The 23688-nt window shown below is 66.4% G+C and carries 30 protein-coding genes; 8 read left to right on the plus strand and 22 right to left on the minus strand.

The genetic code is table 11. The features are described from left to right. The first annotated feature begins 31 nt into the window (after nt 1–31). Nucleotides 32–280, plus strand: coding sequence for a hypothetical protein (locus LXN00_RS05140; protein ID WP_234505739.1), 249 nt, complete (start codon nt 32–34; stop codon nt 278–280). Here LXN00_RS05140 and LXN00_RS05145 read toward each other — a convergent pair. Genes LXN00_RS05145 through LXN00_RS05170 form a run of 6 tightly spaced genes read right to left on the minus strand, consistent with a single transcriptional unit; the run spans nt 277 to nt 6169 of the window. Then, nucleotides 277–1209, minus strand: a complete 933-nt coding sequence (locus LXN00_RS05145; protein WP_234505743.1) for a vWA domain-containing protein — start codon at nt 1207–1209, stop codon at nt 277–279. The two genes, LXN00_RS05140 and LXN00_RS05145, sit on opposite strands and share 4 nt — an antisense overlap. Then, nucleotides 1206–2126 (minus strand): vWA domain-containing protein, encoded by a 921-nt coding sequence (locus tag LXN00_RS05150; protein ID WP_234505745.1) that lies wholly within the window; start codon nt 2124–2126, stop codon nt 1206–1208. Before LXN00_RS05150 ends, LXN00_RS05145 begins: the two co-directional genes overlap by 4 nt. Beyond that, on the minus strand, nt 2093–2962 hold the full coding sequence (locus LXN00_RS05155; RefSeq protein WP_234505748.1) for a DUF58 domain-containing protein: 870 nt from the start codon (nt 2960–2962) through the stop codon (nt 2093–2095). Before LXN00_RS05155 ends, LXN00_RS05150 begins: the two co-directional genes overlap by 34 nt. Further along, complete coding sequence (locus LXN00_RS05160; RefSeq protein ID WP_234505752.1) at nt 2922–3959, minus strand: AAA family ATPase; 1038 nt, start codon at nt 3957–3959, stop codon at nt 2922–2924. The genes LXN00_RS05155 and LXN00_RS05160 overlap by 41 nt, the downstream gene beginning before the upstream one ends. 57 nt (nt 3960–4016) lie before the next feature. After that, on the minus strand, nt 4017–5111 hold the full coding sequence (locus tag LXN00_RS05165; protein ID WP_234505755.1) for a zinc-dependent alcohol dehydrogenase: 1095 nt from the start codon (nt 5109–5111) through the stop codon (nt 4017–4019). After that, complete coding sequence (locus LXN00_RS05170; protein WP_234505758.1) at nt 5108–6169, minus strand: class II aldolase/adducin family protein; 1062 nt, start codon at nt 6167–6169, stop codon at nt 5108–5110. Before LXN00_RS05170 ends, LXN00_RS05165 begins: the two co-directional genes overlap by 4 nt. A 44-nt stretch (nt 6170–6213) precedes the next feature. On the opposite strand from LXN00_RS05170, the gene LXN00_RS05175 reads away from it, so the two are divergent. After that, on the plus strand, nt 6214–7188 hold the full coding sequence (locus LXN00_RS05175; RefSeq protein ID WP_234505762.1) for a P1 family peptidase: 975 nt from the start codon (nt 6214–6216) through the stop codon (nt 7186–7188). Here the strand turns inward: LXN00_RS05175 and LXN00_RS05180 are convergent. From LXN00_RS05180 to LXN00_RS12630, 9 genes are read right to left on the minus strand one after another with little or no spacing between them, the layout of a single operon-like run. Then, the gene (locus LXN00_RS05180; protein ID WP_234505764.1) at nt 7185–8195 is read right to left on the minus strand and encodes a S1C family serine protease; all 1011 of its coding nucleotides are present in this window, start codon (nt 8193–8195) and stop codon (nt 7185–7187) included. The genes LXN00_RS05175 and LXN00_RS05180 overlap by 4 nt on opposite strands. Nucleotides 8196–8242: 47 nt before the next feature. Beyond that, nucleotides 8243–9343, minus strand: a complete 1101-nt coding sequence (locus LXN00_RS05185; protein ID WP_234505767.1) for a YwiC-like family protein — start codon at nt 9341–9343, stop codon at nt 8243–8245. Nucleotides 9344–9386: 43 nt separating this feature from the next. Next, nucleotides 9387–9764, minus strand: a complete 378-nt coding sequence (locus LXN00_RS05190; protein WP_234505770.1) for a hypothetical protein — start codon at nt 9762–9764, stop codon at nt 9387–9389. Beyond that, nucleotides 9761–10057, minus strand: coding sequence for an AraC family ligand binding domain-containing protein (locus tag LXN00_RS05195; protein WP_234505773.1), 297 nt, complete (start codon nt 10055–10057; stop codon nt 9761–9763). The genes LXN00_RS05190 and LXN00_RS05195 overlap by 4 nt, the downstream gene beginning before the upstream one ends. Then, nucleotides 10054–10257, minus strand: coding sequence for a DUF542 domain-containing protein (locus LXN00_RS05200; RefSeq protein ID WP_234505776.1), 204 nt, complete (start codon nt 10255–10257; stop codon nt 10054–10056). The genes LXN00_RS05195 and LXN00_RS05200 overlap by 4 nt, the downstream gene beginning before the upstream one ends. Nucleotides 10258–10302: 45 nt before the next feature. Next, the gene (locus tag LXN00_RS05205) at nt 10303–10719 is read right to left on the minus strand and encodes an RrF2 family transcriptional regulator (RefSeq protein ID WP_234505778.1); all 417 of its coding nucleotides are present in this window, start codon (nt 10717–10719) and stop codon (nt 10303–10305) included. A 51-nt stretch (nt 10720–10770) separates the two neighbouring features. Further along, nucleotides 10771–12456, minus strand: a complete 1686-nt coding sequence (locus tag LXN00_RS05210; RefSeq protein WP_234505780.1) for a cbb3-type cytochrome c oxidase subunit I — start codon at nt 12454–12456, stop codon at nt 10771–10773. A gap of 3 nt (nt 12457–12459) precedes the next feature. Further along, a complete protein-coding gene (locus tag LXN00_RS05215) occupies nt 12460–12996 on the minus strand; it encodes a hypothetical protein (RefSeq protein WP_234505783.1) in 537 nt (178 codons plus the stop codon). A gap of 10 nt (nt 12997–13006) precedes the next feature. After that, a complete protein-coding gene (locus tag LXN00_RS12630) occupies nt 13007–13132 on the minus strand; it encodes a hypothetical protein (RefSeq protein WP_267962622.1) in 126 nt (41 codons plus the stop codon). 347 nt (nt 13133–13479) lie between these two features. Here LXN00_RS12630 and LXN00_RS05220 point away from each other — a divergent pair, with 347 nt between their 5' ends. Further along, entirely contained in the window at nt 13480–13677 is a 198-nt protein-coding gene (locus LXN00_RS05220; RefSeq protein WP_234505786.1) for a hypothetical protein, read from the plus strand. Here the strand turns inward: LXN00_RS05220 and LXN00_RS05225 are convergent. Next, nucleotides 13645–14028, minus strand: coding sequence for a YbaN family protein (locus LXN00_RS05225; RefSeq protein ID WP_234505789.1), 384 nt, complete (start codon nt 14026–14028; stop codon nt 13645–13647). The genes LXN00_RS05220 and LXN00_RS05225 overlap by 33 nt on opposite strands. A 173-nt stretch (nt 14029–14201) precedes the next feature. Here LXN00_RS05225 and LXN00_RS05230 point away from each other — a divergent pair, with 173 nt between their 5' ends. The 4 genes from LXN00_RS05230 to LXN00_RS05245 all read left to right on the plus strand — a co-directional run bounded on the left by LXN00_RS05230 (nt 14202) and on the right by LXN00_RS05245 (nt 18977). Beyond that, nucleotides 14202–15569, plus strand: a complete 1368-nt coding sequence (locus LXN00_RS05230; RefSeq protein ID WP_234505791.1) for a multicopper oxidase domain-containing protein — start codon at nt 14202–14204, stop codon at nt 15567–15569. Between the two features lie 153 nt (nt 15570–15722). Then, nucleotides 15723–17333 carry a nitrite reductase gene (locus LXN00_RS05235; RefSeq protein ID WP_234505794.1) on the plus strand — a complete coding sequence of 537 codons (1611 nt, stop codon included), beginning with the start codon at nt 15723–15725 and terminating at the stop codon, nt 17331–17333. Between the two features lie 79 nt (nt 17334–17412). Beyond that, nucleotides 17413–18552, plus strand: a complete 1140-nt coding sequence (locus LXN00_RS05240; RefSeq protein ID WP_234505797.1) for a TIGR04053 family radical SAM/SPASM domain-containing protein — start codon at nt 17413–17415, stop codon at nt 18550–18552. Then, a complete protein-coding gene (locus LXN00_RS05245) occupies nt 18549–18977 on the plus strand; it encodes a c-type cytochrome (protein WP_234505801.1) in 429 nt (142 codons plus the stop codon). The genes LXN00_RS05240 and LXN00_RS05245 overlap by 4 nt, the downstream gene beginning before the upstream one ends. Nucleotides 18978–18982: 5 nt before the next feature. On the opposite strand, the gene LXN00_RS05250 is transcribed toward LXN00_RS05245, so the two are convergent. The 3 genes from LXN00_RS05250 to LXN00_RS05260 form a co-directional block, all read right to left on the minus strand. Then, complete coding sequence (locus LXN00_RS05250) at nt 18983–19531, minus strand: MarR family winged helix-turn-helix transcriptional regulator (protein ID WP_234505804.1); 549 nt, start codon at nt 19529–19531, stop codon at nt 18983–18985. Nucleotides 19532–19540: 9 nt separating this feature from the next. Beyond that, the gene (locus tag LXN00_RS05255) at nt 19541–20020 is read right to left on the minus strand and encodes a cytochrome P460 family protein (protein ID WP_234505806.1); all 480 of its coding nucleotides are present in this window, start codon (nt 20018–20020) and stop codon (nt 19541–19543) included. A 376-nt stretch (nt 20021–20396) separates the two neighbouring features. Continuing rightward, on the minus strand, nt 20397–20786 hold the full coding sequence (locus LXN00_RS05260; RefSeq protein ID WP_234506140.1) for a hypothetical protein: 390 nt from the start codon (nt 20784–20786) through the stop codon (nt 20397–20399). Nucleotides 20787–20903: 117 nt separating this feature from the next. Here LXN00_RS05260 and LXN00_RS05265 point away from each other — a divergent pair, with 117 nt between their 5' ends. After that, nucleotides 20904–21173 carry an indolepyruvate ferredoxin oxidoreductase subunit alpha gene (locus tag LXN00_RS05265; protein ID WP_234505810.1) on the plus strand — a complete coding sequence of 90 codons (270 nt, stop codon included), beginning with the start codon at nt 20904–20906 and terminating at the stop codon, nt 21171–21173. Here the strand turns inward: LXN00_RS05265 and LXN00_RS05270 are convergent. The 3 genes from LXN00_RS05270 to LXN00_RS05280 are packed head-to-tail and all read right to left on the minus strand — an operon-like array spanning nt 21170 to nt 23684. Further along, nucleotides 21170–21385: a hypothetical protein gene (locus tag LXN00_RS05270; RefSeq protein WP_234505812.1), complete on the minus strand. Its 216-nt coding sequence runs from the start codon at nt 21383–21385 to the stop codon at nt 21170–21172. The genes LXN00_RS05265 and LXN00_RS05270 overlap by 4 nt on opposite strands. Beyond that, a complete protein-coding gene (gene feoB / locus LXN00_RS05275) occupies nt 21382–23460 on the minus strand; it encodes a ferrous iron transport protein B (RefSeq protein ID WP_234505815.1) in 2079 nt (692 codons plus the stop codon). Before feoB ends, LXN00_RS05270 begins: the two co-directional genes overlap by 4 nt. Beyond that, a complete protein-coding gene (locus tag LXN00_RS05280; RefSeq protein WP_234505818.1) occupies nt 23457–23684 on the minus strand; it encodes a FeoA family protein in 228 nt (75 codons plus the stop codon). The genes feoB and LXN00_RS05280 overlap by 4 nt, the downstream gene beginning before the upstream one ends. Nucleotides 23685–23688 lie beyond the last annotated feature (4 nt).

A 23688-nucleotide genomic window follows, 5' to 3' on the forward strand; every position in this document is an offset into this window, starting at 1 on the left:
CTGCCAAGGCCAGGGCTGCTAGGCTTGGGCTATGAAACCCTTCCTTCTGGGCCTAGCCCTGGGAGGGCTTCTGGGGGCGGGGATGGCCTTCCTGGCCCGTCCTGGAGAGGCGGCGCCGGTGCAGTTCGCCTTGCCGCCTGCCCAAGGGGAGGGGGTTTGCGAGCCCCAGGTCTACCTCTTCCTAAACGGGCAGTTTTTCCGCATGCTTCCCGTCCCGGGTGGCGAGCCCCAGGAGCTTTTCCCGGTGGAGCCCGTGCCCAACCCCTTTGGCGGCTCCTAGGCGGGGGAGAGGTAGCGCCTTAGCCCCACCCCCAGAAGGGCGAACACCCCGCCCAGGAGGGCGAAGAGGCCTGTGGCCTCCTCCTTGGCCACCTCCAGGCGCATCCCTTGGGCCAGGCGGCGGTAGAGCTCAGCAAGCTCCCCTTCCGAGCGGATGAGGTGGTGCTCCCCGCCCGTCATCTCGGCGATGGCCCAAAGGAGCTCCTCGTCCACCTCGTAGGCCCCCGGGAAGAAGCCGAAGCCCATGACCGGGTCCTCGGGCCCCGGGGTCCAGCCCGGCACCCCCACGCCCACGGCGTGGACCTTCACGCCCATCCTGGCCGCTTCCGCGGCCGCCTCCAAGGGGTCCATGCCCGTGCGGTTCCGCCCGTCGGTGAGGAGGAGGATCTCCCCCTTCCCCCCCGCCTGGCGGATCTGGGCTAGGGCCTCCACGATCCCCTCCCCGATGGCGGTGGAGCGGCCGAACTCCAGGCTATTCAGGCTGTCCAGGAGCCTTTTGCGGTCCGGGGTGGGGGGGTGGACGGTCTGGGCGGAGCCGCTAAAGGCCACGAGGCCGATGCGGAGCCCTTTGGGGGCCTCCTCGAGGAAGGTGCGGGCCGCTTCCTTGGCGGCCTCGAGGCGGTTCGGCTTCAGGTCCGTGGCCATCATGCTCCGGCTCACGTCCACCACCAGGATCACCACGTTCTCGCTCGTCCGCCCTAGGAGGGGCAAGACGGGGCGGCTTGCGGCGAGGGCCAGGAGGAAAAGCCCCAGGGCGAAGAGGGCCGTGGGGAGCCAGGGCAGGGGCCCCTTGGCCTCCCGGGCCGCCTCCTGGAGGAGGGATGCCAGGGGGTGGGGCAGGGTGGCCTTGGGCCTTCCCCGCCAAAGCCCCAGGAGGAGGAAGGCGAGGAGGAGAAGGAGGCTTAAGGCCTCCGGGGCCAAGAGGCTCACGGCCACCTCCCTTCCCGGGCCAGGGCCAGGTAGGCCCCAAACCCGAGGAGCAGAAACCCCGCCACCGCTAGGGCCTGGGTGAGCTCCTGGGGGCGGTTTTTCCAGACGTAGTGGGGCTTAAGCGCCTGGTAGAGGGGGCGGAAGTCCTCCGCGAGCACCCCACCCCCCGTGGCCTGGGCCAGGCGGAGGAGGGTGCCTGGGTCCGTGGGCACGAAGTAAAGCCCCTCCCCGATGCGGCTCACCGCCCCCCGGGGGTCCCCCAGGGGCCGGACGAAGACGGGAACCTGGGCGCGGGCGAGCGCCGCCGCCACCTCCAAGGGGTCTTTGCCGGCGTTGGCCGCCCCGTCGGAAAGGAGGAGGATGGCGGCGGGGGGCCTCGCCTCCGGGAGGTCCCGTTCGGGGCCCTCTGGGCGGAGGACCCGCCTGGCCTGTTCCAGCCCCTGGCCCAAGGGGCTTACACCCCCCGGCTTCAGGCCCGAGAGGGCTTCCAGGAGGGCTTGGCGGTCGGTGGCGGGGGCGAGGACCAAGACCGCCTGGGGGCCAAAGCTCACGAGGCCCACCTTCACCGAGGGGTCCAGCCCCTTGAGGAAGGCTTGGGCCAGGGCCTTGGCCTTCTCCAGGCGGCTTGGGTTTTCGTCGTCGGCGGCCATGGAGTGGCTTGTGTCCACCACCACCACGGCCTGGGTGAGGTTTTCCCGCCAGGGAAGGGTGGCCTCGGGCCGGCCTGCGGCGAGGAGGAGGAAGAGGGGCGCAAGGAGGTAGGGGAGGGGGATGGGCTTGGGCCTGGGGGCGAAGGGGGGGTCCAGGGCGGTTTCTAGCCGCCTTTTCCCCCCTTCCGCCAGGAGGAAGAGGAGGAGGCCCGCCACCCCCAGGAGGAAGGCCCCTAGGAGAAGGGTTTCTGGGCTCTTGAAGGCCACCTGCGCCTCCTTTCCACGAAGCGGAGCAGGAGGGGGAGGAGGTCCATCTCCGTGGAGGCCAGGAGGAGGTCCGCCCCCGCCTTCCCGATCTCCCGGATCCGGTGCGCCCTTAGGGCCTCCGCCCGCTTCCGGTAGGCCTCCCGCACCCGGGGGTCAAAGGCGTTCACCTCCACCTCCAGGCCCCTTTCCGGGTCGCGGAAGCGCCAGACCCCGCCTTCGGGCAGGGCCCGCTCCAGGGGGTCCTCCACCAGGACCGCCACCGCATCGTGCCGGGCGGCGAGGCGGGCCAGGGCCTCGGCGAAGGGGTCCAGGAAGTCCGAGAGGACGAAGACCAGGCTCCGCCGCCGGGCCACCCGCCCGAGGAGGTCAAGCCCTTCAGCCAGGGGCCTGGCGGGGCCCTCCTTCTGCGCCTCCTGCGCCAGGAGGAGGGCCTGGGCCTTGCCACCCCTGGGGGGGAGGAGGCCAGAGGGGAGGACCGCCCCCACCCGGTTCCCGTGCCTTAGGGCGATGTAGGCCACGCTCAGGGCGAGCTCCAGGGCCAGGGCGTACTTCTCCCGCCTTCGGGAGCCAAAGCGCATGGAGGGGCTCCCGTCCAGGAGGAGCCAGAGGGTGAGCTCCTTCTCTTCCCGGAAGCGGCGCACGTGAAGCTCCCCCGTGCGGGCGGTGGCGGGCCAGTCTATGCGCTCCGCCTCGTCCCCAGGGTTATAGGGGGCGATCTCGGCGAGCTCCAGGCTCTTGCCGTAGAACACCCCCCGGTAGTCCCCGAAGAGGAGGCCATCCAGGGGACGCACCACCTTAAGCTCCAGGCGGGCTAGGAGCGCTTCGGGCGTCTCCATAAGGGTCATGCAGGGGCACGAAGGGGGCGGGGAGGCGCTCCAAGATGCCCCGGAGCACCGCCTCCGCCGTGATGCCTTCCGCCAGGGCCTGGTAGGAGAGGACGAGGCGGTGGCGGAGGGCGTCCAGGTAGAGGTCGCGCACGTCCTCGGGGAGGGCGTGGGCCCGGCCCCGCACCAGGGCCAAGGCCTTGGCCCCCTGGACCAGGGCCAAGGAGGCCCGGGGGCTTGCCCCAAAGGCCACGTAGGGCTTGAGCTCCTTTAGCCCCGCCCCTTCCAGGTTCCGGGTGGCCTGGACCAGGGCCACGGCGTGCTCCGCCACCTTGGGGTGGACGTAGACCCGGTCGGCCAGGCGGGAGAGTTCTAAAAGCTCCTCCAGGGAGAGCACCTTCTCCACCCGGATCTCCTCCCCCGTGGTCATGCGGCGGACGATCTCCAACTCCTCGTGGAAGGCGGGGTAGTCCACCACCACCTTGAGGAGGAAGCGGTCCAGCTGGGCCTCGGGCAGGGGGTAGGTGCCCTCGCTCTCAATGGGGTTTTGCGTGGCCAGGACGAGGAAGGGCTTGGGCAGGGGGTAGGTTTCCTTCCCCAGGGTTACCTGGCGCTCCTGCATGGCCTCGAGGAGGGCCGACTGCACCTTGGCCGGGGCCCGGTTGATCTCGTCCGCCAGGAGGAGGTGGGCGAAGATGGGCCCGAGCTCCGTGCGGAACACCCCCTCCTTGGGGTTGTAGATGCGGGTCCCGAGGAGGTCCGCCGGCACCAGGTCCGGGGTGAACTGGATGCGCTTGAAGCTCCCCCCCAGGGCCTCCGCCAGGGTCCGCACCGCCAGGGTCTTGGCCAGGCCGGGCACCCCCTCAATGAGGAGGTGGCCCCGGGCCAAAAGGGCCACCAGCATCCTCTCCAGGAGGTGGTCCTGGCCCACGATGACCCGCTTGACCTCTTTGAGGAGCCGCCTAAGCTTCTCCCCGGCCTCTATGAAAGGCTCTTCCTCCCAGGGCATGCCCCCTCCCTCCGCTTTGCCGGGAGTATAGCCCTAGCTCCCTGGGGCCATCCCCGCCTAGGGCACATTTGGCCGGAAGAGGGCCTTGCCCCGGGCGGAAAGGGCCTCCTTCCAGGCGGGAAGGGGGTAGACCCCGCCGATCAGGGCCTCCAGGCCTCCAAGCTCGGGGAGGAGGCTCACCGCCTCCGCGAACTCCTCCCGGGTGTAGGTGTAGCTCCCCACAAGGCCCACCTCCTTGAACCAGAAGGGGGAAAGGTCCACGGGCTCAAGCCCTGGGGCGCCCAGAAGGAGGACCCTACCCCCTTCCTCCGCCAGGGCGAGGGCCTCCCGGAAGCCCCGGCCGCTTCCCGAGGCCTCTATCACCCCTGGGTACCCGCCCCTGTGGCCCGTGAAGAGGAGGTAGCGGTAGCGCCGGCTTCTCGCCCCTTGGGCCTCCTTGGCGCTTGCGAAGACCTCGTCCGCCCCGAAGGCCTTCGCCCTTTCCGCCTGGTGGGGGTACTTGGCCACGGCCAGGACCCTTCCCCCATAGCCCAAGGCCCTGAGGAGGCGCACGGCGAGAAGGCCCAGGGTGCCCATCCCCAAGACAAGGACCTCCCCGGGCCATGGCCTGAGCTTCTTGAGGCCCCTCAGCACCACGGCCAAGGGCTCCGCGAGCACCGCCCGCTCCTCCGGGACCCCGTCCGGGATGGGGTAGAGCCGCTCGGGCCGGGCCAGGACCCACTCCCCCCACCCCCCGGGGAGGTCCCGGTTGTAGCCCAGCATCCCCGGGGCCAAAGCCCCCTCCGCCACGTTCTCGCAGAGGCCTTCCTCTCCCCCCTGGCACCTCCGGCAGGGGGGAAGCCCCCGGTCAGCGCAGGCCAGGAGGGGGTTCACCGCCACCAGGTTCCCTTCCACCTCCCCCAGGATCTCGTGGCCCAGGACGGCGGGGAAGGAGAAGAAGGGGCTTATGGAGGGGGGGCTTTTGCCGTAGAGGAGGGCGAGGTCCGAGCCGCAGACCCCGCTTAGCCGGACCCTCACCCGCACGAAGCCCTCCCGTTCGGGCAGGGGGACTTCCGCGAGGGCCAGGGGAAGGAGCCCCTTGGGGAAGCGTTTTCCCAGGACCCGGGCCCCGAGGAAGCGGGGGAGGGAGGGGGTATAGAGGAGGGCCTTCATGACATGGGCACGGTGCGGATGAGCTTGCCCTCAATGCGCTCTAAGATCTCGTCCAGGCTCCGCCCGGTGATGGTGAGGCCGTGGTTCTTAAGCCCCACCACCGCCCGGGTGGGGTCGGGGGCTTGGCGCACCTTCTCCGCCACCGCCTGGGCCAGCTCGTAGGTGCCGCAGGGGTAGTTGAAGGGGGTGGCGGGCACCCCCTCCATCCAGGCGTGCACGTGCAGGATGGCCCCCACCCCGGGGTGTTCCCGGTAGATCATCCAGTGCTCTATGGCGTCCACGCTCACCCGCCTGGGCTCCACGTGGGGGGGGACGGAGAGGAGGATGGCGTTCCTTTCCGGATCGTAGTCCTTCACCATGAGGATGTCCCGGCCGATCTCCCTGAGGTTCGCCTTGTCCACCCCGCTCGCCGACATCCAGAAGCGCTTTTCGTCCTTGCGCACGGAGAGGTTGCCGTAGGAAAGCCCCCCGATGCCGTAGAGGCGCTTCACGTGGCGGAGGTCCTCGGGGGGGAGGATCTCCTCAATGGGGAAGGGGGCAGGGAGGAGGTCCCATTCCTTGAGCTTCTTCCCCGCCCGGTACATGCTTTCCGTGAGCGCATCCCCGTGCCAAAGCTCGGGCTCGAGGTCGGGCTCAAAGATGTTGTTGAGGACGAGGCGGCTACAGGCGATGGGCTTAAGCCTTTGGGCCACCCGCTCAAAGAAGCCTTCCCCCTCGGGCTCCTCATAGTGGCCGAGCTCCAGGGTGAGGAACTTGACCCCCTTTCCCGGCACGTAGGCCAAGAGCACATTGGAAAGGGCCCGGACCAGGTAGGGGTAGAGCTCGCGCAAGGGGTCTTCCGGGTACTCGGGCAGCTCCAAAGCGGAGGCCACGAAGGTGGCCTGGGCCTTGCGGCGGTAAGGCCTTGGGTTTTCTGGGGTGATGGCGTTGAGGACCAGGTTGGGGGCTTCCGCACCCGGGTTAAAGCGGAAGCCCTGGGCCTCCAGCGCCTTGCCCACCCCTTCCAAAAAGGCTTGGAGCCTGGGCGAGGGTTCGCCGTGGATGAGGTACTCCCACATACCGCCTCCTTGTCTTGCCCCTAAGCCTACCCCATACTGGCCCTATGGCGGAAGCCTTGTGGGGCAAGGAGGCGCTTTTCCCCGGGGTTAGGGTGGGGCACTTCACCGACCCCAAGGCCCGCACCGGGTGCACCGTGGTCCTGGTGGAGGAGGGGGCGGTGGCGGCGGCGGACGTGCGGGGGGCGGCCCCGGGCACGCGGGAGACGGACCTCCTCCTCCCCGAGAACACCGTGGAGAGGGTGCAGGCCGTCCTCCTCACGGGGGGAAGCGCCTTTGGCTTAGGGGCGGCGGAGGGGGTTATGGCCTACCTCCGGGAACGGGGGAAGGGGTTTCCCACCCCTGGGGGCGTGGTGCCCATCGTCCCCGCCGCCGTGCTCTACGATCTCGGCCGGGGGGAGGTCTTCCGGCCCCCCTCGCGGGAGGCGGGGTATGGGGCCGCCTTGGCCGCAGGGGAGGAGGTGGCCGAGGGGAGCGTGGGGGCGGGCACGGGGGCGGTGGCGGGCGGGGTCAAGGGGGGCTTTGGCCTTGCGGGCTACCGCCTGGAAGAGGGCTTTAGGGTGGTGGCCCTGGCGGCGGTGAACAGCCTGGGCCGCCCCTTTGACCCCTCCACGGGGAGGCTTTACGCCGAGCCCTTCCTGGCCGAGGGGGAGTGGGCCCTTTTGCCGGACCTTTCCCGCTACCGGGGCTTTCCCGAGGACTACCGCTTCCCCCTCCTTCTCGGCCAGAACACCACCCTGGCGGTGGTGGCCACGGACGCCCCCCTCACCAAGGCGGAGGCCAGGCGGCTTGCCATCATGGCCCAGGACGGCTTGGCCCGGGCCATCCGCCCCGCCCACACCCCCTTGGACGGGGATGTGGTCTTTGCCCTGGCCCTGGGGGACGGCAAAGGGGTGGGCCCCCTGGGGCTCTTGCGCCTTGGGGCCTACGCCGCCGACGCTTTAGCCCGGGCCATCGCCCGGGCGGTCCTCCTGGCGGAGGGGATGCCGGGGGTGCTTGCGTACCGGGAGCTTGCGGGCTAGCGCCCCGGGAAAGGGGCGAGGAGGGCTTCCACCTGGAAGACCTCGCCTCCCCTTCGCACGGTGAGGCGCACCCTTTCCCCCACCTCCCGCTTGCGCACCTCCCGGAGGAGGTCCTCAAAGGAGTTCACCGGGGTGCCGTCCACCTCCAGGATCACGTCGGGGACGCCCCCCGACTCTAGCCCCCTAAGCCCCGCCCGGTGGGCGGCCCCACCCGGCACCACCTCGCCCACCAGCACCCCGCCCGGGGGAAGCCCGAGCTGCTGGGCGAGGTCCGGGGTGAGGGCCCTAGGCCCCCGTAGGCCCAGGTAGGGCCAGTAGCGCCTTTCTCCCCCCTCCAATGCGGAGAGTACCCCTTGCCGCCCCAAAAGGGGCGTGTAGAAGCTCCGGAACCCCTCCTCCGTCTGGCCGATGGCCACCGCTATCCCCAGGACCTTGCCGCTAGCGTCCAACACGGGCCCGCCCGAGTCCCCGGGGGCGAGGGGGAGGGAGGTTTCCACGAGGCCTTGGGGGAGGAAGGGAGAAGGGCTCACCTCGAGGCGGGTCACCCGCCCGTACCGGGGGGCGATGAACTGGCCCCGGCCGTTGCCGATGTGGAGCACGGCCTCCCCCACCCGGGGCCGCCTTTCCGTTTCCAGGGGAAGCGTCCTGGGCGCTTCCCCTTCCGTGGCGAGCACCGCCAGGTCCAAGGGCTCGGCGAAGCCCAAAAGCCGTGCCGGGGCCCGGGCGCCAGTAGCGAGGACCAGGGTGTAAGGCCCTCCTTCCGCCACCACGTGGTAGGCGGTGAGGACGAGGCCTTGGGCGTAGAAGAAGCCCGTGCCCCGGCTCCCCTCGGGGCCTTCTATGCGCAAGGCGGCGGTGTGGGCCTCGGCGTAGACGGCCTGGAGGGTCTCGGGGGGTGCCTGGATGGGCTCGGCCCACGGGCGAGGGGGCGTGAGGAGGTGGAGGAAGAGGGAGAGAAAGGCCAGGGCCAGGGGCAGGAGGAGGAGTAGGCCCCACGCTTTGCGCATGCCCCTATTCTTCCCCAAAGCCCAAAGGGCCAGGGTACGCAAGGCCACTATCCGTGTCCAAGGAGGAGAAGCCCGAGGAGGAAAAACCCCACCGCCGGCCAAGGAGGGGGTCGCCGGAGCAAGGTGTGGGCCAGGGCCACCCCGAGGAAGGCCAGGAAGGGGTGCGGGGATAGCGGCCCCCCCAGGGCCAGGTAAAGGAGGCCGAGGAGGGCGTTCAGGTCGTAAAGGCCCAGGGCAAGCCGGGCCGCCCGGGGCACCTCCTTGCGGAGGAGAAGCCAAAGGCTCAGGGCGAAGGCGAGCCCCACCAGGGCCCACCCCAGAAGCCGGTGGAGGCTTGGCACCCTCAAAAGGGTGGTGGGAAGCCCCATCTGGGTGTAGCCAAGGGTGGTGAGGAGGACCAGGAGAAGGCCAAACCCCATCTGGGTCCAACCGATGACCCGGGCCGGCACCGGGGGGCGGAAGAGGGCGTAGCCCCCGTAAAGGGCGAGGGCGAGGAGCCCAAAGAAGACAGCGTGGGGGAGAAGACCTTCCTGGGCGAGGAAGAGGGCTAGGGCCGCTGACAGGAAAAGGGCGAGGAGGGTGGGGTAGCGCTTGGGAGAGGCGCCCCGGGCCCTCAGCACCTGGGTGCGGGCGTAGTAGAGGGCGGCCACGTCCCTTAGGGCTAGGGCGAGGAAGCTTCCCAGGGCCACCTCCGCCTCGAGGCTCCCCGCAAGCACCCCCGCCGGGGCCAAAGCGGCCATGAAGAGGGCCGCCGCCAGCTCTGGGAAAAGCTCCCGGGACCGGTTTTTGGCGTCGGCGTAGGCCACGTAGGCGGCAAGGGGGAGGGCCAGGAGGAGGGGAAGGAGGAAGGGACCTTGGGCGGTGCGGGCGGCGAGGAGGAGGCCCGAAAGGGCTAGGAGAATGTAGAAGCCCCCCACCCTAAGGGCCAGCTCCGTGCGGGGGTAGCGCTTGCCCTTCCGCAGGTCCTGGTAAGCGAGCTTCAGCGGGTGCCGGGCCAAAAAGCCGAAAAGGCCGAGGAGGAGGAGCCCCAGGGTGTGGGGTCCAGGGGAGAGGAGAAGGCCCAGGAAAACCGGCTCCAGGGTAAAGCCCCAGCCCCCGTGCTCCGCAGGCAGGGCCACCGACCTTAGGGGAACGCTTGTGGTACGCATCCTCGCCTCCAGGGTAGGGGAAGGGTGCGGGGGCAAAGGTCCCTTAGCCCCACAGCACCTCCAGCATCAACAGGGCGAAAAGAAGCCCAGCCAGGGCAGAAAGCCCGGCGAAGACCCCCCAAAGGGTTGGGCCCCAGCCAAGCCCCCAACCCAAGGCCATGCCCAGAAGCCCTAGGTTGGCGAGACCCACCTGGACGAGGGCGAGTCCGGGCCGCCGGAAGACCACGCCCCGGAACCGGGGCAGGGCGTGGTAGGCCACGCCGTAGATCATGAGGCCCACGAAGCCCAGAAGTTGCATATGGGCGTGGGCAGGTTTCCAGGTGGGTGGCAGCATGCCAAGCCCCATCAGGAGGCCAAGGAGGTTGGCGGCCATGAACCACAGGAGGGCGCTGGTCAGGGCGAGGCGGCTTGCGGGGATCATGGGCGGGGGGTGATGATGCCGAGTACCAAAAACCGCCCCTGGGCGGCCCGCGCCCCGTGGGGCTCGCCTGGGGAGGCGTCAAGGAGCGTACCTGGCCGGGCTAGAACCTCCCGTTCCCCGGCGAAGAGGGTGCCCTCTCCTTCCAAGCAGAGGAGGTGGACTCGAGGCTCCCCCTTCCCCCTCACCTCTTGGCCGTTCTGCAGGCTGAAGAGGACCAGGCGCACCTCGGGGTAGTCGGCCAGGACTTCCACGCCCCGCACCGTTCCGAAGCGGGCATTTTCTAGGAGGTTCATTGGCGCGCCTCCTTTTGCAGGAAGTGGGCTAAGGCGTTCAGGACCTCTATGGGGTCCTGCCCTGCCTGCCTGGCCGCTTCCTCCAAGGGCTCGGCCCCGCCGCAGCAGGTGTCCACGCCGAGCTCGTTCAGAAGCCGCACGGCTTCTGGGTAACGCCGCAAGATCTCGTTGACCGGGGTCGTGAGGGCGATCCCTTCCATGCCTTTAGCCTAGGGGGCTAAGTGGAGGAGGGGCCATGACCTAGGTTAAACCTTTTCCGGAAGGAGATCTTTAAGGGTGAGGCTCCCTAGGGCCTTCCGGATTTCCAGGTTCATGCGTACCAGGTTGGGCTTGAGGTAGCAGACGCCCCGCCTTTCCTCTGTTGGACATCGTTTTAGGGTGGCGCAAAGGTCCAGGGCTACTGGGCCGGAGAGGGTCTCCATGACCTTGAGGAGGCTAATCTCTTCAGGGGCACCTTTGAGCCACACCCCTCCCGCACGTCCCATCCGGCTTTCCACCAGCCCCGCCTTGGCCAGCTTGGAAAGCACCTTGGCCATGAAGGCGGGTGGGGCTTTGAGTTTTTGGGCGATCTCCATTGCGGAGAGCCCAGGTTCCTCCGCCAAAAGGAGGAGGGCATGGAGGGCATAGGACTCTTCCCGCCGAAGGAGGCTGCGCACGGGCATGCCCCTATGGTAAACCCCCGGGATTCCCCCGGGGGCCGGGAAGGAAGGGTTCTACCGAACGCCGATGGGCCACGCTTGGGAAAGGAAGTAGTGATTGTAAAGATAGTACAAGAGGAAAAAGGCCAGGAAGAGCAGGGCGAGCAGGTAAACGCCTTTGGGGGTGACGGAGCCCTCCTCAGAGCGCACGGCGTAGGTGAGGCGAATCTCCTCATCGCTTAGCCGTTTACCCCAAAGGAGCGAGCCTACCACCAGTAGGACAAAAAGCAGGCCCCCTGCCAAGGAGAGCGCACCGCCAACGCCCATGGCAACAAGCAGGGTGGAAGCTTCCGGGGGGTAAGCGAAGCCGAAGGGGCTTCCCCCGAACTGGAAGGTGTCTCCGAACCGCCGGGGGAGGCCATAGACCACGCCAAGGCGCATCATCGCTAGGGAGAGCAAAGCCATGCCTAGGCCAAAGAGCCAAGGTTGCCAGGCGGCCAGGCGCGGCAAGACCACTTTCCGGCGGAAAAGAAGGGGAAGGAGGTAGTAGGTTAGCCCCATAAAGGCGAGGCTTGTCCCCACCACCACAGTTCCCTTGAAGTGGCCCACCACGGCCAGGGTATTGTGCCACTTCAGGTTCATGTCGTAAGAACCCATGGTTACGCCGCTTACGCCGCCCAGCAGGCCAAAGAGGAGTACGGAAAGGAAAAGGGCGGAGAACCCGGGATTCCCCCAGGGGGCGCGAAGGAGCCAGGTGAAAAGCCCTTGGGAAAACCCCTTTATACGTAACCCACGTTCAATGGCGGCGGGCACGGAAAAGGCATGAATCAGGCTTCCCAGGACGGCCACGTGGATGAGGTAGCCGGTGTTCACCCAGGTCCAAGCGCTGGAGAGCGCTCCTGTCGGTTCGGTGAGGAGGTGGTGAGCCGAGCCCAGGTTAATCCCTAGCAGGTAAAGCAGAAATGCGATGCGGGATAACCTTTCGCTCGGAGTTGTGCCCCCCACGGTGAAGAGGGCCAGGAGGTACCACGCGGTGACCATGGCGGCAAGGTTGACCTGTTGGGCTCCGTGGCCGAAACCCCAGTAGGTATGCCGCCACCACAAGGGATCTAGGCTCGGTAGGAGGCCTAAGGACCAGAGAAAAGCGGGGATGAAAGCGATCGCCCCCGAGAGGAGGGTGGTGGTGGCCAGGATAGCGGCGGTGAGCGCCCCGAAGGCGGCCAGGGGCATGGAGGGGCCGTAGGCCTTTGTCTTCCAGGCGCGGTGGAGGGTGAGGAAGAAAACGAGGACGGCCAAGATGGCACCCACGGCGAAGAGAAGGACCGCTAGGTAGAAAAGAGAAGGGGCCTTTAGGGGCACGTAGGGGGTAAAGGGCAGGAACGAAAGGGGCTGGGCCATGCCCAGGTAGTTGATGAGGACCGCCCCGCCTAGCATGAGCCCGAACCCTCCCCATGCCAGCTGGGGCAGGGCTAGGGGCGTTTTGAGGATGGCGGACGCAGCGAAGTAGAGGAGGGCCACCTCAAAGAAGAGGATCCAGAAAATGAGCATGTTCCAGCCGTGCAGGAAGGTGGCCTGATAGTACAGGTTGGGGGGAACCACTTCGGGTCCAAGAACCCGGTTCAAGGTGGTGGGAATTACCCAGAGAAAACCCAGAAGCAGGAAGACCACAGCGGCCACAGCGTTCCACCGAACCAGGGTTTCGGCAACGCCAAAGAGCTTAAGCCCTGTGGCAGGGCAGGTGCGTTCTAGAGGCAGGGCCATGCTTCACCTCCTTGACTTCTCCACCAGGATTCTTCCCAGCATGGTGTGGTGTCCCAAGCCGCAGTAGTCGTTGCAGACGAGGGTGTATTCGCCGGCCTCGGTGGGTTTAAAGGTATACACCCACTCATAGCCCGGGTAAAGCTGGAGGCTCCACTCGTGGGGGTAAAGGCTAAAGCCGTGGGGGAAGTCCACAGAGCCCACATGGAGCCTGTAGGTTTCCCCTTCTTCAAGCTTTAGGACAGGGTACCAGCTGAAGGCTTGAGCCATAAGGTAAATGTCGCCAGGGGGTGGAGCCACCACGGGGATCCCGTTCAGCTCTCCCACGCGGTGCTGCTCGGTGAACTCCAAGACCTTTTGCCGATAGGCCTGGGGGTCCACCCGGTACGCCTCGCCATGGGTGGTTTGGCGGCCTGTAAGGTGCCATATGCCCATGAAGGCGGATAAGAAAACGATGGCGAAGAGGGCCGCCAGGGTCAACCAGGTCCGCTCTTCGGGAGTAACGGGTTCATTGTGCCAGTCCTTGGGAGGATAAAGGGCCATAGGGACCTCCTTAAGGCTTGGGGATACGGCTGATGTCCAGCCAACCCCACACGAGGTAGAGGCCGACAAAGAGGACCACGTGGATGCCGAGGAGGAGCCAGGGGTTGTCCAAGAGCCAGTGTTCCTTTTCGGGCATGTGCCACCTCCTTTAACTACGACCTACACATCCGAGTTTTATGGAAGGCCGGAAGGGTGTCAAGTACAAAAGTCCCTGGGCGGCTCCCCTAAACTTGGCCTATGCCCTTGTGGCTTCCTTCCCTGATGGCCCTCCTGCCGGCTCACCTACAGAGTCTGGGTGCGGGATTGGGCTGGAAAGGGTTCTGTGGGGACCTGTTGGCAAGCCTGGGACAAAGGGCATATGGGGGAGCGGCGGAAGCCTTTTTTTACGAGAGCGTGTTGTTGTGGGGGTTAATCCTTCAGGGGGGGCTAGGCTATACCCTTCTTTTCCTCAGCTTGGTTCTTCCGGAGGCTTTGAAGGGGGGTGTGGGAACCTTGCTCCGGGCCTCTTCAGGGCTTTTGGCCCTAAGCCTTGCGGCCTTCTACTTGGCCTCGAGGCTCCTTGGTCTGCCCCTTCCCACCCCTTACGGCCTCGCATGGGGAGGACGGGCGGCCTGGGACCCCTTGGGCGGGTTTTTGGCCCTATGGGAGCTATTGGTGTTTTGGATCTTCTTGCGGCGCTAGGGTGGGGATCCGCCACCAGAGGAAGTAGATCCCATAGGCAATGAGGAGGAGCACGAGGATCCGGACCCAAGGGTGGGGGAGGCTAAGGGTGCCGAAAAGCGCCGCTGCCAAGGCTAGGCCGCTGGCTAAGCGTTTGGTGCGGAGGGGTATGCCGCGGCCTTCCCGGTAGTTCTGGAGCAGAGGGCCGATCCTGGGCAAGGAGAGCAGCCAGCGTTCCAAGCCAGGGTGGCTGCGGGAAAAGAGATAAACGGCGACCAGGAACAGCGGGGTGGCGGGGAGGACGGGAAGCACGGTTCCCAAAAACCCTAACCCGGTGAAGAGTAGGCCGAGTAGGAGATAAACGAGCCGCATAGCTCGTAGTCTATGCCTGCGCTGTGGGGTTTGGCCTTGGGTTATGTCAAGGCCTAACCCTGTCCCAGGATGAGGGCTAGATCGGGACATCTGCCACAAGGACACCTGTCCTTGGGGGTGGGTGCTAAAACACGGATGAGTAGGTCCGAGTTAGGGCCTACCGGAGGTGAACGATGAAAGGTGCAAGGTTCCTGTTGGTGGCGGCTGTGGCCCTTGGGGTGCCTGCCTTAGCAGCGGTCAAACGTTTTGAGCTGACGGCGCAAAGCAGCGTGTTCCCCGTGGACGAGGGGGTTTACGTAAAGGGGTTTTCCTTTAACGGCATGAGCCCAGGGCCCATGCTGGTGGTGGAAGAGGGCGATACTGTGGAGATAGTTCTCAAGAACGTGGATAGCGTAGCCCACGGGCTCTCCATCCACGCCGCTAACACTCAGACCTCCAAATTCCTGGGCAACGTCCAGCCGGGGGAGGAGCGGGTCTTTCGTTTCACCGCTGACTTCCCGGGGGTCTTCATGTACCACTGCGCCCCGGGTGGGCACGGGATTATGGCCCATACCATGGGTGGCCAGCACGGCATGATTGTGGTGGAGCCGAAGAAGAAGTACCGCCTCGAGGCCGAACTAAAACGCCCGCCTGACCTCAAGCTCTACATTGTCCAGAGCGAGTGGTACGCTTCGGGAAGGGACTTCTTTGATGGCAAGGCCACCTATGTGGTTTTCAACGGGTACAACTTCCGCTACGTTAACGAGCCCATTCCCGTGCGGCCGGGCGACTACGTGCGCATCTACTTCCTTAACGCCGGTCCCAGCCTCACCAGCACCTTCCACGTGGTGGGGGGCGTTTGGGAGTACATCTACTACCAGGGCAACCCAGACAACGTCATGAAAGGCAGCCAGACCGTGCTGGCGGGTCCTTCGGACTCCTGGGTTATTGAGTGGCGGGTGCCTCCGGTGGAAGGGGACTATACCCTGGTAACCCACGTCTTCAATACCGCCATCAAGGGAGCAGTGGGAATATTGCGGGCCAAGAAGGACGCCCCGCGGGTGCGCACGGTGCCGGCGGAGGGGCCGAAGGCCCTCACCGCCATCCCTGCGGACGCGAAGCGGGTGCTGGACCCCTACGGTCTGGGAACCCCTGACCACGAGCACACGGTTCGCTTGCCCCTGGACCCCGCCTTGGCCCAACCCGTGACCGTGGGGGCAAAGGCCCTGGATCCCTTGCCCGTGCGGGTACAGATGGTAGGCAACTCCTTCTATCCCAAGATCTTGGAAATCCCCGTGGGAACCACGGTGGAGTTCGTCAACGAGGACGTCTTTGACCTCTTGGAAGGAGAGCGCACGGGACGGCACGACGCCGTGGTCATCAACGTTCAAGGGCCCGAGCCCTTTGTTACCCCCAAGCTGGGTCACGGGGAGCGGTACCGCATTACCTTTACCCAGCCCGGAGAGTACACCTACATCTGCAGCATCCACCCCTACATGAAGGGGATCATCCGGGTGTACGAACCCGCGCAGCGGGCTGAAACCTCGCAACACCAGCACTAGCCAAAGGTTAGGTCCCCCGGAGGCTACCCTCCGGGGGCTTCTTTCTTGGAAGCTATGCGTCGGGGATCTTTTGTAGCTAGGTTTTCCAGGGACCTTTGCCCTAGGACATCTGTACTACTCGGATATGGGTATCCTAGTTAGCAGAGGTGTGCCATGAAAAAGGCGATGGGCCTGTGGGGTGCGGTTTTGGTGGCGGCCTTGGCTTTGGCCCAGGCTCCGGGAACCTTGGGTCCAGTGGAGCGGGAGCGGGCTTCGCAGATCTACTTTGACCGTTGCGCCGGTTGCCACGGGGTTTTGCGCAAGGGGGCAACGGGGCCTGCCCTGGAGCCTAGGCGGATGGCGGAGCGGGGCCTAGAGTACCTGAAGGCGGTGATCTTTGGGGGGCTCCCTGGGGGCATGCCCGACTGGGGGCGGCAAGGCATTCTGAGCGAGAAGGACACCGAGCTGGTGGCCCGCTTTCTCCTAGAAGAACCCCCAGCGCCCCCGATTCCGAGCTTTGAGGAGGTCAAGAAGACCTGGAAGGTCTACGTGCCCCCGGAGAAGCGTCCCAACCGCCCGCTCCATAACCGTAACTGGCAGAACTTCTTTGGCCAGGTGTTGCGGGACACGGGTCAGGTGGCCATCGTTGACGGGGACAAGAAGGAGCTCGTAACCATCGTGCCTACGGGGTTCGCCACCCACATTCTCCGCTCCTCGGCCACGGGGCGCTACTTCATGGCAATAGGCCGGGATGGCAAGGCCAGCCTGATTGACCTTTGGATGAACCCGCCCCAGGTGGTGGCGGAGGCCAAGCCCTGTGTGGACGCCCGCTCCATAGAGTCCAGCAAGTTCAAGGGCTACGAGGACAGGTATGCCGTGGTGGGATGCTACTGGCCACCCGCCATGGTCATTCTGGATGGTCTTACCCTCGAGCCCCTGAAGATGGTTTCCACCATGTCCTATGTCAAGGGGGCAGGGGAGTTTGTCCAAGAGGCTAGGGTGGCCGCCATCGTGGCCAGCCAGCACAACCCTGAGTGGATCGTCAACCTAAAGGAGTCGGGGCAAACCTGGCTGGTAAACTACGCCGAGCTCCATAAGCCGGGCCGCCCGCTACCCATCACGATGATAGACACCGAACGCTTCCTGCACGATGGTGGGTGGGCGCTAAAGCGCTACTTTATCGTGGCGGCCAATGCAGTAAACAAGCTTATCGTCATTGACACCAAAACCCGGGCGTTCCTGGCCGAGGTGGAAGCGGGGGTAAGACCCCACCCGGGCCGTGGCTCCAACTGGACCCACCCCACCTACGGGCCCGTCTGGGCCACAGGCAACATCGGCAGCCCCGAGGTGACGGTGGTGGGCGTGGATCCCGAGCAACACCCCCAATACGCCTGGAAGGTGGTGAAGCGAATCCAACTTCCCTACTCCGGCACCCTGTTCATCAAGGCCCACCCCAATAGCCCGTGGGTCATCGTGGACTTCCCCATGAGCCCAAGCCCCCAGGCTGCAGCCAGCCTTTGTGCCATAGACAAGCGCAAGCTGGAGGTGGTGAAGTGCTGGGAGGTGCCCGGAGCCCAGGAGCTTAAGGCCCGGATGGTGCACCCCGAGTTCAACAAGGGGGGAACGGAGATCTGGGTCTCTGCCTGGGGGGCCAAGGACACGCCCACCTTCATCGTGGTCTACGATGCCTTGACCCTTAAGGAGAAGGCCCGCATCACCGGGGACTGGGTGCGGACTCCTACGGGCAAGTTCAACGTCTACAACACCGCCTACGACATCTACTAGCGGGTTTGGGGGAGGGGAGACCCTCCCCCATGACCCGGGTCATGGACGCTTACCGTGCTTTCGGCAAAAGCTTGGAACGATGGAACACCCTGATTTTACCCAGTACCCCTACTTGGTCGCTTGGGAGGTGACCAACGCCTGCATGCTGGCGTGCCGGCACTGCCGGGCCTCGGCCATGCCCCACCCGCTTCCCGGCGAGCTTTCCACCCAAGAGGGCCTAAGGCTTTTGGAGGAGGTGGCCACCTACCGGCCCAAGCCCCTCCTCCTTCTTACCGGGGGGGATCCCCTGGCCCGAAGCGACCTCTTTCTCCTGGTGGAACGGGCCAGGGAGCTGGGGCTCAAGGTAGGGCTCACCCCTGCGGCCACCCCGCTCCTGAACCGAGAGATGGTTTTCCGGCTCAAGGAGGCGGGGGTTACCCGGCTCGCCCTTTCCTTGGACGGGGCGGCGCCGGAGACCCACGACGCCTTCCGGGGGGAGAGGGGGACCTTTGCCCGGACCCTCGAGGCCCTGGACTGGGCCAAGGAGGCGGGGCTTCCCACCCAGGTGAACACCACCGTGACCCGAGACAACTGGCCGGAAATCCAAGCCCTTCCCCCTCTTCTGGCGGAGAAGGGCGTGGTGCTTTGGAGCCTGTTCTTCTTGGTACCGGTGGGCCGGGGAGCGGTGCTTAGGCAACTTTCCGCCCGGCAGTTTGAGGAGGTCCTCCACTGGCTTTACGAGGTCTCCCAAACGTACCCCTTCCACGTGAAGACCACGGAGGCCCACCACTTCCGCCGGGTGGTCCTGCAAAGGCGGAAGGCGGAAGGAAGGCCGGACCGGGCCTTGGCCGCAGGGGAGAGCCTTTACCGGGAATATTTCCAAGATGGTATGGAGCATTCCCGCCTGGGGGTTACGGACGGCAACGGCTTCGTTTTCGTCTCTGCCACCGGGGATGTTGCCCCTTCGGGCTTTTTGCCGGTGTATGCGGGTAACGTGCGCGAAAAGCGCCTTCTGGAGATTTACCGGGAAAGCCCACTCTTTCGCCAGCTCCGTAACAAGGATCTCCTGAAGGGCAAGTGCGGGGTGTGCGAGTACCGCTATGTGTGCGGGGGTAGCCGGGCCCGCGCCTTTGCGGAAACCGGGGATTACCTCGGGAGCGATCCCCGTTGCGTCTATGTTCCCCCGGCTTGGTTGGCGCAAGTGGGTAAGGGTTTCCGTTGGGAAGGGAGGCAGGCATGAAAAAGGCATTGGTGTTGACGGCTGTAGGGCTTTTTCTAGGCGGCGTATGGGCACAGGATGGAAGCCGGCTTTACGCCCAATACTGCGCCGGTTGCCATCAACCCGCCGGGCAGGGGGTAGCGGGGGCGTTCCCGCCCCTCACGGGCCTGGAGCCTTTCTTCAAGGACCCACGGGGACGCTCCTACCTGGTTCAGGTCGTGGCCTTCGGCCTCCAGGGACCCCTTAAGGTGGGCAACGTGACCTATAACGGCCTCATGCCGGCCTTGGCCCAGCTAAAGGATGAGGAAATCCTTCAGCTACTCAACTACCTGGGCCAAAGCTTTGGGAACAAGAACCCTAAGCCCTTCACCCTGGCCGAGGTTCAGGAGGCCCGAGCCAAGCGCCTTTCCCCGCAGGAGGTGCTCAAGGGGAGGCCTTCCCGCTAGAAGCCTTAGCCCAAGGCGTGGTCCGGGCAGGCCAGGCGCAGGTCCTCTGGGGCCAGGGGGAGGTGGAGGAGGGCGCAGTAAAACCCTCCTTCCCGCCGCAGGTGGCGGCAGGTGAGGCAGAGGCCGGTATCGGCCATCACCCCTTGGCGCACGAGCCCCTCGAGGACCCCCATGAGGGGGAAGAGGAGGCTTTCGGCGTCTACCCCCTCGAGGGCCTTCCGCAAGGGTTGGGCATAGCCCTTTAGGGCCTCGGCCAGGCGCCTTCCCGCCGCCGTGGGGGCGAGGCGGAAGCGGCGCCCGTCTTTAGGGTCTTTTTCCCGCACCAGAAGCCCTTTCCGCTCCAACGTGGCCAAGGCCTCGCTCACCGTGGCCGGGGTGAGGGCCAGGAGGTGGGCGAGGTCCACCACCCCGTGGGGGCGCTCGGTGAGGTGGAGGAGGAGTTGGGCCTGGGTGGCCGTAAGGCCCAGGGGGTGGGCCTCCCGGGTGAGGAGCGCCCTTTCCGCCTGGGCCAAGCGTTCTAGAAGGGCGAGGAGCTTTTCTACCCGGTCTTCCACCCCCTAAGCTTAGGGCCGGAACTCGCTGAAGACGTAATCGGTGTTGGCCGCCCCTTGGTGGCAGGCGTGGCAGGCCTTGGGGTCAATGGCCAAGGGCCGCTTGTCGGGCCCGAAGGCGTAGTAGCCCCAGCCTCCCGTTTCCGCATAGCGCTCGGGGTCTTTGACCATCATCCCGATGAGCTTCCTCGGGCCTTCCACCAAGGCGTTCCCCTCGCTTTTGGCTTCCAGGAGGTCAAAGACGATGACCGTTCCCTTGGGGAAGGGGGACCTTTTCCCCGCCTGGTAGGTGGGAAGCCCCGTGGGGTTCACATAGATGTGGTGCAGGCCGCCAAAGCTCTCGTACAAGGGATGCCCTGGCTTGAGCTCCATGCTCTTCACGTGGGGCCAAAGCCGGAAACCCTCTGGGTAGGGGAAGTCCCCTTGGCCCAAGGCCAGGAGTCCTACCGCCGAGGCCGCGAGGAGGAAAAACCGCAGACGTGACCGGTTCATACCTACCTCCTTAGGATTCCTAAATAATATGGCCTCCCCTTGGGGCCTGTCAAGCCTTGGGCCAGGGGCCCTCGAGGCTCCCCTTGAGCGGCGTTTTTGTACCGCCTCCCCTGGGCGCAGAAGCGCAGGGTGCCCCGGCCTTTTGGGGCTAAAGCCTTCAGCTTCGCTAGGGTTTCCCGCAGGTTCCGCCCGGTGACGGGCAAGGAGAGAGGGTACTTGGCCGGCTTGTGGGCGAACCCACGGCGTCGGGCACCGGAGGGGGCGAACCCCTTGGCCCACCGTCCACCCGGGCCCCTCCTGGGAGAGGCCATAGACGGCCCGCCAAAACCCTAAGCTCGTCTTCCGGTGCCGGGAGGGCGGTAGACCCGCTTGACCTTTAGGTCCATTCCGCCTCCGGCATCACACACTCCGGACACTGCATCTCTACGAAGCGGAGCCAATTGAAAATTTCTTCAACATCCGCCACCGGGCCCAGGTGGTACACCTCCAGGTAGGCATCCGTGATGGCCACCGCGCTGGGGGGGAGGGTTTGGAGAAGGGTGCCCTTGGGGTCCAGGAGGAGGGGAAGGGGGCTTGGGGAGGGTTCTTGGGCGAGGAGAAAGGCCTGGGCCCCCAGGGCCTGGAGTTCCCCCTCCCGGAGGGCGAGGGCCTGGGCCAGGGTTTCGTCCCGCACGAGGACGCAGGGCCGGCCCTTGAGGTCGGGGAGGTAGACCTTTTCCCCCTGGGGGGTGGAGAGGGTACACGTGGGTAAGGGTTTACGGAGCATGCCCTTAGCGTAGGCCAAAGCCCCCAGGGTTCCCGGTAGCGATGCCCAAAGGGGCTTGATCTGGGTCATGGACCCCCCCTGGGGCCTTTCGCCAGAGTGGGCCTTGGGAGGTGGCCTATGCCCCACGTGATCTGCGAGCCTTGTATCGGCGTGAAGGACCGGTCCTGCCAGGAGGTCTGCCCGGTGGAGTGCATCTACGATGCCGGGGAGCAGCTTTACATCCACCCGGAGGAGTGCATTGACTGCGGGGCCTGCGTGCCCGCCTGCCCGGTGAACGCCATCTACCCCGAGGAGGACGTGCCCGAGAAGTGGCGGGACTACGTGGAGAAGAACCGGCTCTGGGCCCAGACCCTGCCCAACGTGCACGTTCTGGAACCCCAGGGTTAGGTACGCCACCAGTAGACCTCCCCGGGTTCTTGGCACACGCCCCGGAAGGCGCAAGCCCCGCAGGCGGTGCCGCAGGGGAGGGGTTTGGCGTAACCCCGCCGGGCAAGCTGGTGGAGGAGAAGCCTTGCCGCCTCCGGGGTGAGGCCCAGCTCCCGGGCCAGTTGGGATGCGGTCTTGGGCGTTTTGAGGAGGTCTAGGGCCTTCTGGGTCATGGCTTAAGGGGGAGGTGTCCGGCGAGGAAGGCTAGGGCGTAGGCCAGGAGGAGCTGGTAGGCCACGGACGAAGTGGCCCAGCGCGTCCCCACCACCTGGCGCAAGGCGGCCAGGGTGGCCACGCAAGGGGTGTAGAGGAGGACGAAGACCAGGTAGGCCAGGGCCCCCATGGGGGCCACGGCGCCCTTCAGGGCGGCCTGCAAGGGGGTGGGCTCGAGGGCCAAGGAAAAGCTCACGGGGGCCACCAGGGAAAGGAGGCCTTGCAGGGTGCCCGCCAGGGCGTGGCCGAAGGCTTCGCCTAGGGTACGCAGGCCCTCGAGGAGGCTCAAGGGGGCCAGGCCCGCTTCGCCCAGGAAGCTCACCCCCAAGGCCCCCACCACCACCTCCTTGGCCACAAAGCCCGGGATGAGGGCCCCCACGAGCCGCCAGTCCCCCACGCCCAGGGGTTCAAAGAGGGGGGTCAGCGCCTGGGCCAGAAGGGCGTAGGGGCTGGTTGCCCCCAAGGGCACGTGGAGGAGGGCCCAGATGAGGAGGACGGCCACCAGGATGGGCCCCCCGGCCCCCCGCACGAAGCTTCCCGTGCGGGCCAAGGAGAGGCGGAGGAGGAGCTTTAGAGGCGGGAAGCGGTAGGGGGGAAGCTCCATGGCCCCCTCGCCCCGCCCGGCTTGGAAGAGGCGCCCAAGGAGCAAAGCGGTGGCGAGCCCCACGAGAAGCCCCAGGAGGTAGAGGCCAAGCACCACCAGGGGGGCGTTTTTCGGGAAGAAGACGAAGGCAAAGAGGGTGAAGACGGGAAGCCTGGCCCCGCAAGCCAGGAAGGGGATGGCCAAGGCCACCCGCAGGCGGTCTAGGGGGTGGGCGAGGGCCCGGGTGGCGTAGACGGCGGGCACGTTGCAGCCAAACCCCAGGACCAAGGGGATGAAGGCCTTTCCGGGAAGTCCCGCCCACTGCATGACCCGGTCGGCCACGAAGGCCATGCGGGCGAGGAACCCGGAAGTTTCCAAAAAAGCCAGGGCCAGGTAGAGGAGGAAGAGCACCGGGGTAAAGGCCAACACCGTGCCCAGCCCCGCCACCACGCCCTCCGCCAAGAAGGAGCGGAAAAGGGGCGGCAGGGGTGAGGCGGCAATCCATCCCGCGAGCACCTCCTGCACCTGGCCGATGAGGTCCACCCAGGGGCTAGAAAGGGCGAAGGTGAAGCGGAAGGCGAGAAAAAGGGCGAGGAGGAAAAGGGGTAGGCCCAAAAGGGGATGGAGGACCAGACGGTCCAGGCGCTCGGTGAGGGGGGAAGGGGTGCCGTGGCGCTGGACCGCCTTTTCGTACACTTCCTTGGCCTTCTGGTAGCGTCCTTCCAAGGCCAACAGGTAGGGGTCGTGCCCCTTGCGTAGGAGCTTTTCCCGCTCCTCCTGGGCTGCCCTAAGGAGGGGTTCGGGTAGCGGCACCGCCTCCCCCAAAAGGGCGAGAAGGGCCAGCCCCCGGTTGGGGCAGGACGGTTCCAGGGCGGCCAAGGCCTCCTCGAGGGGGGAGGGGTAGCGCACGGGGGGTTCGGGCGCCAGGGCCCCTAGCGCCGCCTCCAAAACCCCCTCTACCTGGCCCCGGGCGGCTATGGCGCCGGCCGCGGGCAGGCCCAGGGCCTCGGCCAGGGCCGCCAGGTCCACCCGAAGCCCCTTGGCCTCGGCCTCGTCCAGGAGGTTCACCACCAAGGCCATGGGCAGGCCGAGTTCCATGAGCTCCAGGGTGAGGACCAGGTTGCGTTCCAGGTTGCCCGCATCAAGGACGTTCAGGATCCGGTCCGGGGGGTTTTGCAGGAGTTCTTTGAGGACAAGGGCCTCCTCCGGGGAGGTAGGGAGGAGGCTGTAGGTGCCGGGCAGGTCCACGAGCTCCACCCGGGCCTCGCCCACGGACAGGTGGGCGGAAAGGCGCTCTAAAGTGGTCCCGGACCAGTTGCCCACCTCGAGGCCCGCCCCCGCCAAGGCGTTGATGAGGGAGGACTTGCCGGTGTTGGGGTTGCCCACCAAGGCCCACCTTTCCTCCGCCTTTAGGGCCAAGGGAGCCTGGGGTGCGCACCGGGGGCAACTCATGCTTCTTCTAAGGCCTCCACCATCACCGCTTGCGCCTCTTCTTTGCGCAGGAGCAAGAAGGCCTCCCCCGCCCGTACCTCCAGGGGGTCGCCTAGGGGGGCCTGGAGCAGGACCTCCACGAGGGCTCCGGGACGGAGACCTAGGGCGAGGAGGCGGCGGCGCTCAGGTGCCACCTGGAGCACGCGGGCGCGTCGGCCGGGAGAAAGCTGGGAAAGGGGATACATGGGG

The sequence above is a fragment of the Thermus brockianus genome, from assembly GCF_021462505.1.
Classification (GTDB): domain Bacteria; phylum Deinococcota; class Deinococci; order Deinococcales; family Thermaceae; genus Thermus; species Thermus hydrothermalis.

Excerpts from the sequence above, each read along its gene's own strand:
- LXN00_RS05210 (WP_234505780.1), bottom strand. The coding sequence starts at position 12,456 with ATGGCCCTGCCTCTAGAACGCACCTGCCCTGCCACAGGGCTTAAGCTC.
- LXN00_RS05180 (WP_234505764.1), bottom strand. The coding sequence starts at position 8,195 with ATGCGCAAAGCGTGGGGCCTACTCCTCCTCCTGCCCCTGGCCCTGGCC.
- LXN00_RS05195 (WP_234505773.1), bottom strand. The coding sequence starts at position 10,057 with ATGAACCTCCTAGAAAATGCCCGCTTCGGAACGGTGCGGGGCGTGGAA.
- LXN00_RS05155 (WP_234505748.1), bottom strand. The coding sequence starts at position 2,962 with ATGGAGACGCCCGAAGCGCTCCTAGCCCGCCTGGAGCTTAAGGTGGTG.
- LXN00_RS05240 (WP_234505797.1), top strand. The coding sequence starts at position 17,413 with ATGGAACACCCTGATTTTACCCAGTACCCCTACTTGGTCGCTTGGGAG.
- LXN00_RS05215 (WP_234505783.1), bottom strand. The coding sequence starts at position 12,996 with ATGGCCCTTTATCCTCCCAAGGACTGGCACAATGAACCCGTTACTCCC.
- LXN00_RS05280 (WP_234505818.1), bottom strand. The coding sequence starts at position 23,684 with ATGTATCCCCTTTCCCAGCTTTCTCCCGGCCGACGCGCCCGCGTGCTC.
- LXN00_RS05190 (WP_234505770.1), bottom strand. The coding sequence starts at position 9,764 with ATGATCCCCGCAAGCCGCCTCGCCCTGACCAGCGCCCTCCTGTGGTTC.
- LXN00_RS05225 (WP_234505789.1), bottom strand. The coding sequence starts at position 14,028 with ATGCGGCTCGTTTATCTCCTACTCGGCCTACTCTTCACCGGGTTAGGG.
- LXN00_RS05160 (WP_234505752.1), bottom strand. The coding sequence starts at position 3,959 with ATGCCCTGGGAGGAAGAGCCTTTCATAGAGGCCGGGGAGAAGCTTAGG.
- LXN00_RS05255 (WP_234505806.1), bottom strand. The coding sequence starts at position 20,020 with ATGAACCGGTCACGTCTGCGGTTTTTCCTCCTCGCGGCCTCGGCGGTA.
- LXN00_RS05245 (WP_234505801.1), top strand. The coding sequence starts at position 18,549 with ATGAAAAAGGCATTGGTGTTGACGGCTGTAGGGCTTTTTCTAGGCGGC.
- LXN00_RS05200 (WP_234505776.1), bottom strand. The coding sequence starts at position 10,257 with ATGGAAGGGATCGCCCTCACGACCCCGGTCAACGAGATCTTGCGGCGT.
- LXN00_RS05175 (WP_234505762.1), top strand. The coding sequence starts at position 6,214 with ATGGCGGAAGCCTTGTGGGGCAAGGAGGCGCTTTTCCCCGGGGTTAGG.
- LXN00_RS05270 (WP_234505812.1), bottom strand. The coding sequence starts at position 21,385 with ATGACCCAGAAGGCCCTAGACCTCCTCAAAACGCCCAAGACCGCATCC.
- LXN00_RS05140 (WP_234505739.1), top strand. The coding sequence starts at position 32 with ATGAAACCCTTCCTTCTGGGCCTAGCCCTGGGAGGGCTTCTGGGGGCG.
- LXN00_RS05165 (WP_234505755.1), bottom strand. The coding sequence starts at position 5,111 with ATGAAGGCCCTCCTCTATACCCCCTCCCTCCCCCGCTTCCTCGGGGCC.
- LXN00_RS05265 (WP_234505810.1), top strand. The coding sequence starts at position 20,904 with ATGCCCCACGTGATCTGCGAGCCTTGTATCGGCGTGAAGGACCGGTCC.
- feoB (WP_234505815.1), bottom strand. The coding sequence starts at position 23,460 with ATGAGTTGCCCCCGGTGCGCACCCCAGGCTCCCTTGGCCCTAAAGGCG.
- LXN00_RS12630 (WP_267962622.1), bottom strand. The coding sequence starts at position 13,132 with ATGCCCGAAAAGGAACACTGGCTCTTGGACAACCCCTGGCTCCTCCTC.
- LXN00_RS05260 (WP_234506140.1), bottom strand. The coding sequence starts at position 20,786 with ATGCTCCGTAAACCCTTACCCACGTGTACCCTCTCCACCCCCCAGGGG.
- LXN00_RS05230 (WP_234505791.1), top strand. The coding sequence starts at position 14,202 with ATGAAAGGTGCAAGGTTCCTGTTGGTGGCGGCTGTGGCCCTTGGGGTG.
- LXN00_RS05185 (WP_234505767.1), bottom strand. The coding sequence starts at position 9,343 with ATGCGTACCACAAGCGTTCCCCTAAGGTCGGTGGCCCTGCCTGCGGAG.
- LXN00_RS05235 (WP_234505794.1), top strand. The coding sequence starts at position 15,723 with ATGAAAAAGGCGATGGGCCTGTGGGGTGCGGTTTTGGTGGCGGCCTTG.
- LXN00_RS05205 (WP_234505778.1), bottom strand. The coding sequence starts at position 10,719 with ATGCCCGTGCGCAGCCTCCTTCGGCGGGAAGAGTCCTATGCCCTCCAT.
- LXN00_RS05170 (WP_234505758.1), bottom strand. The coding sequence starts at position 6,169 with ATGTGGGAGTACCTCATCCACGGCGAACCCTCGCCCAGGCTCCAAGCC.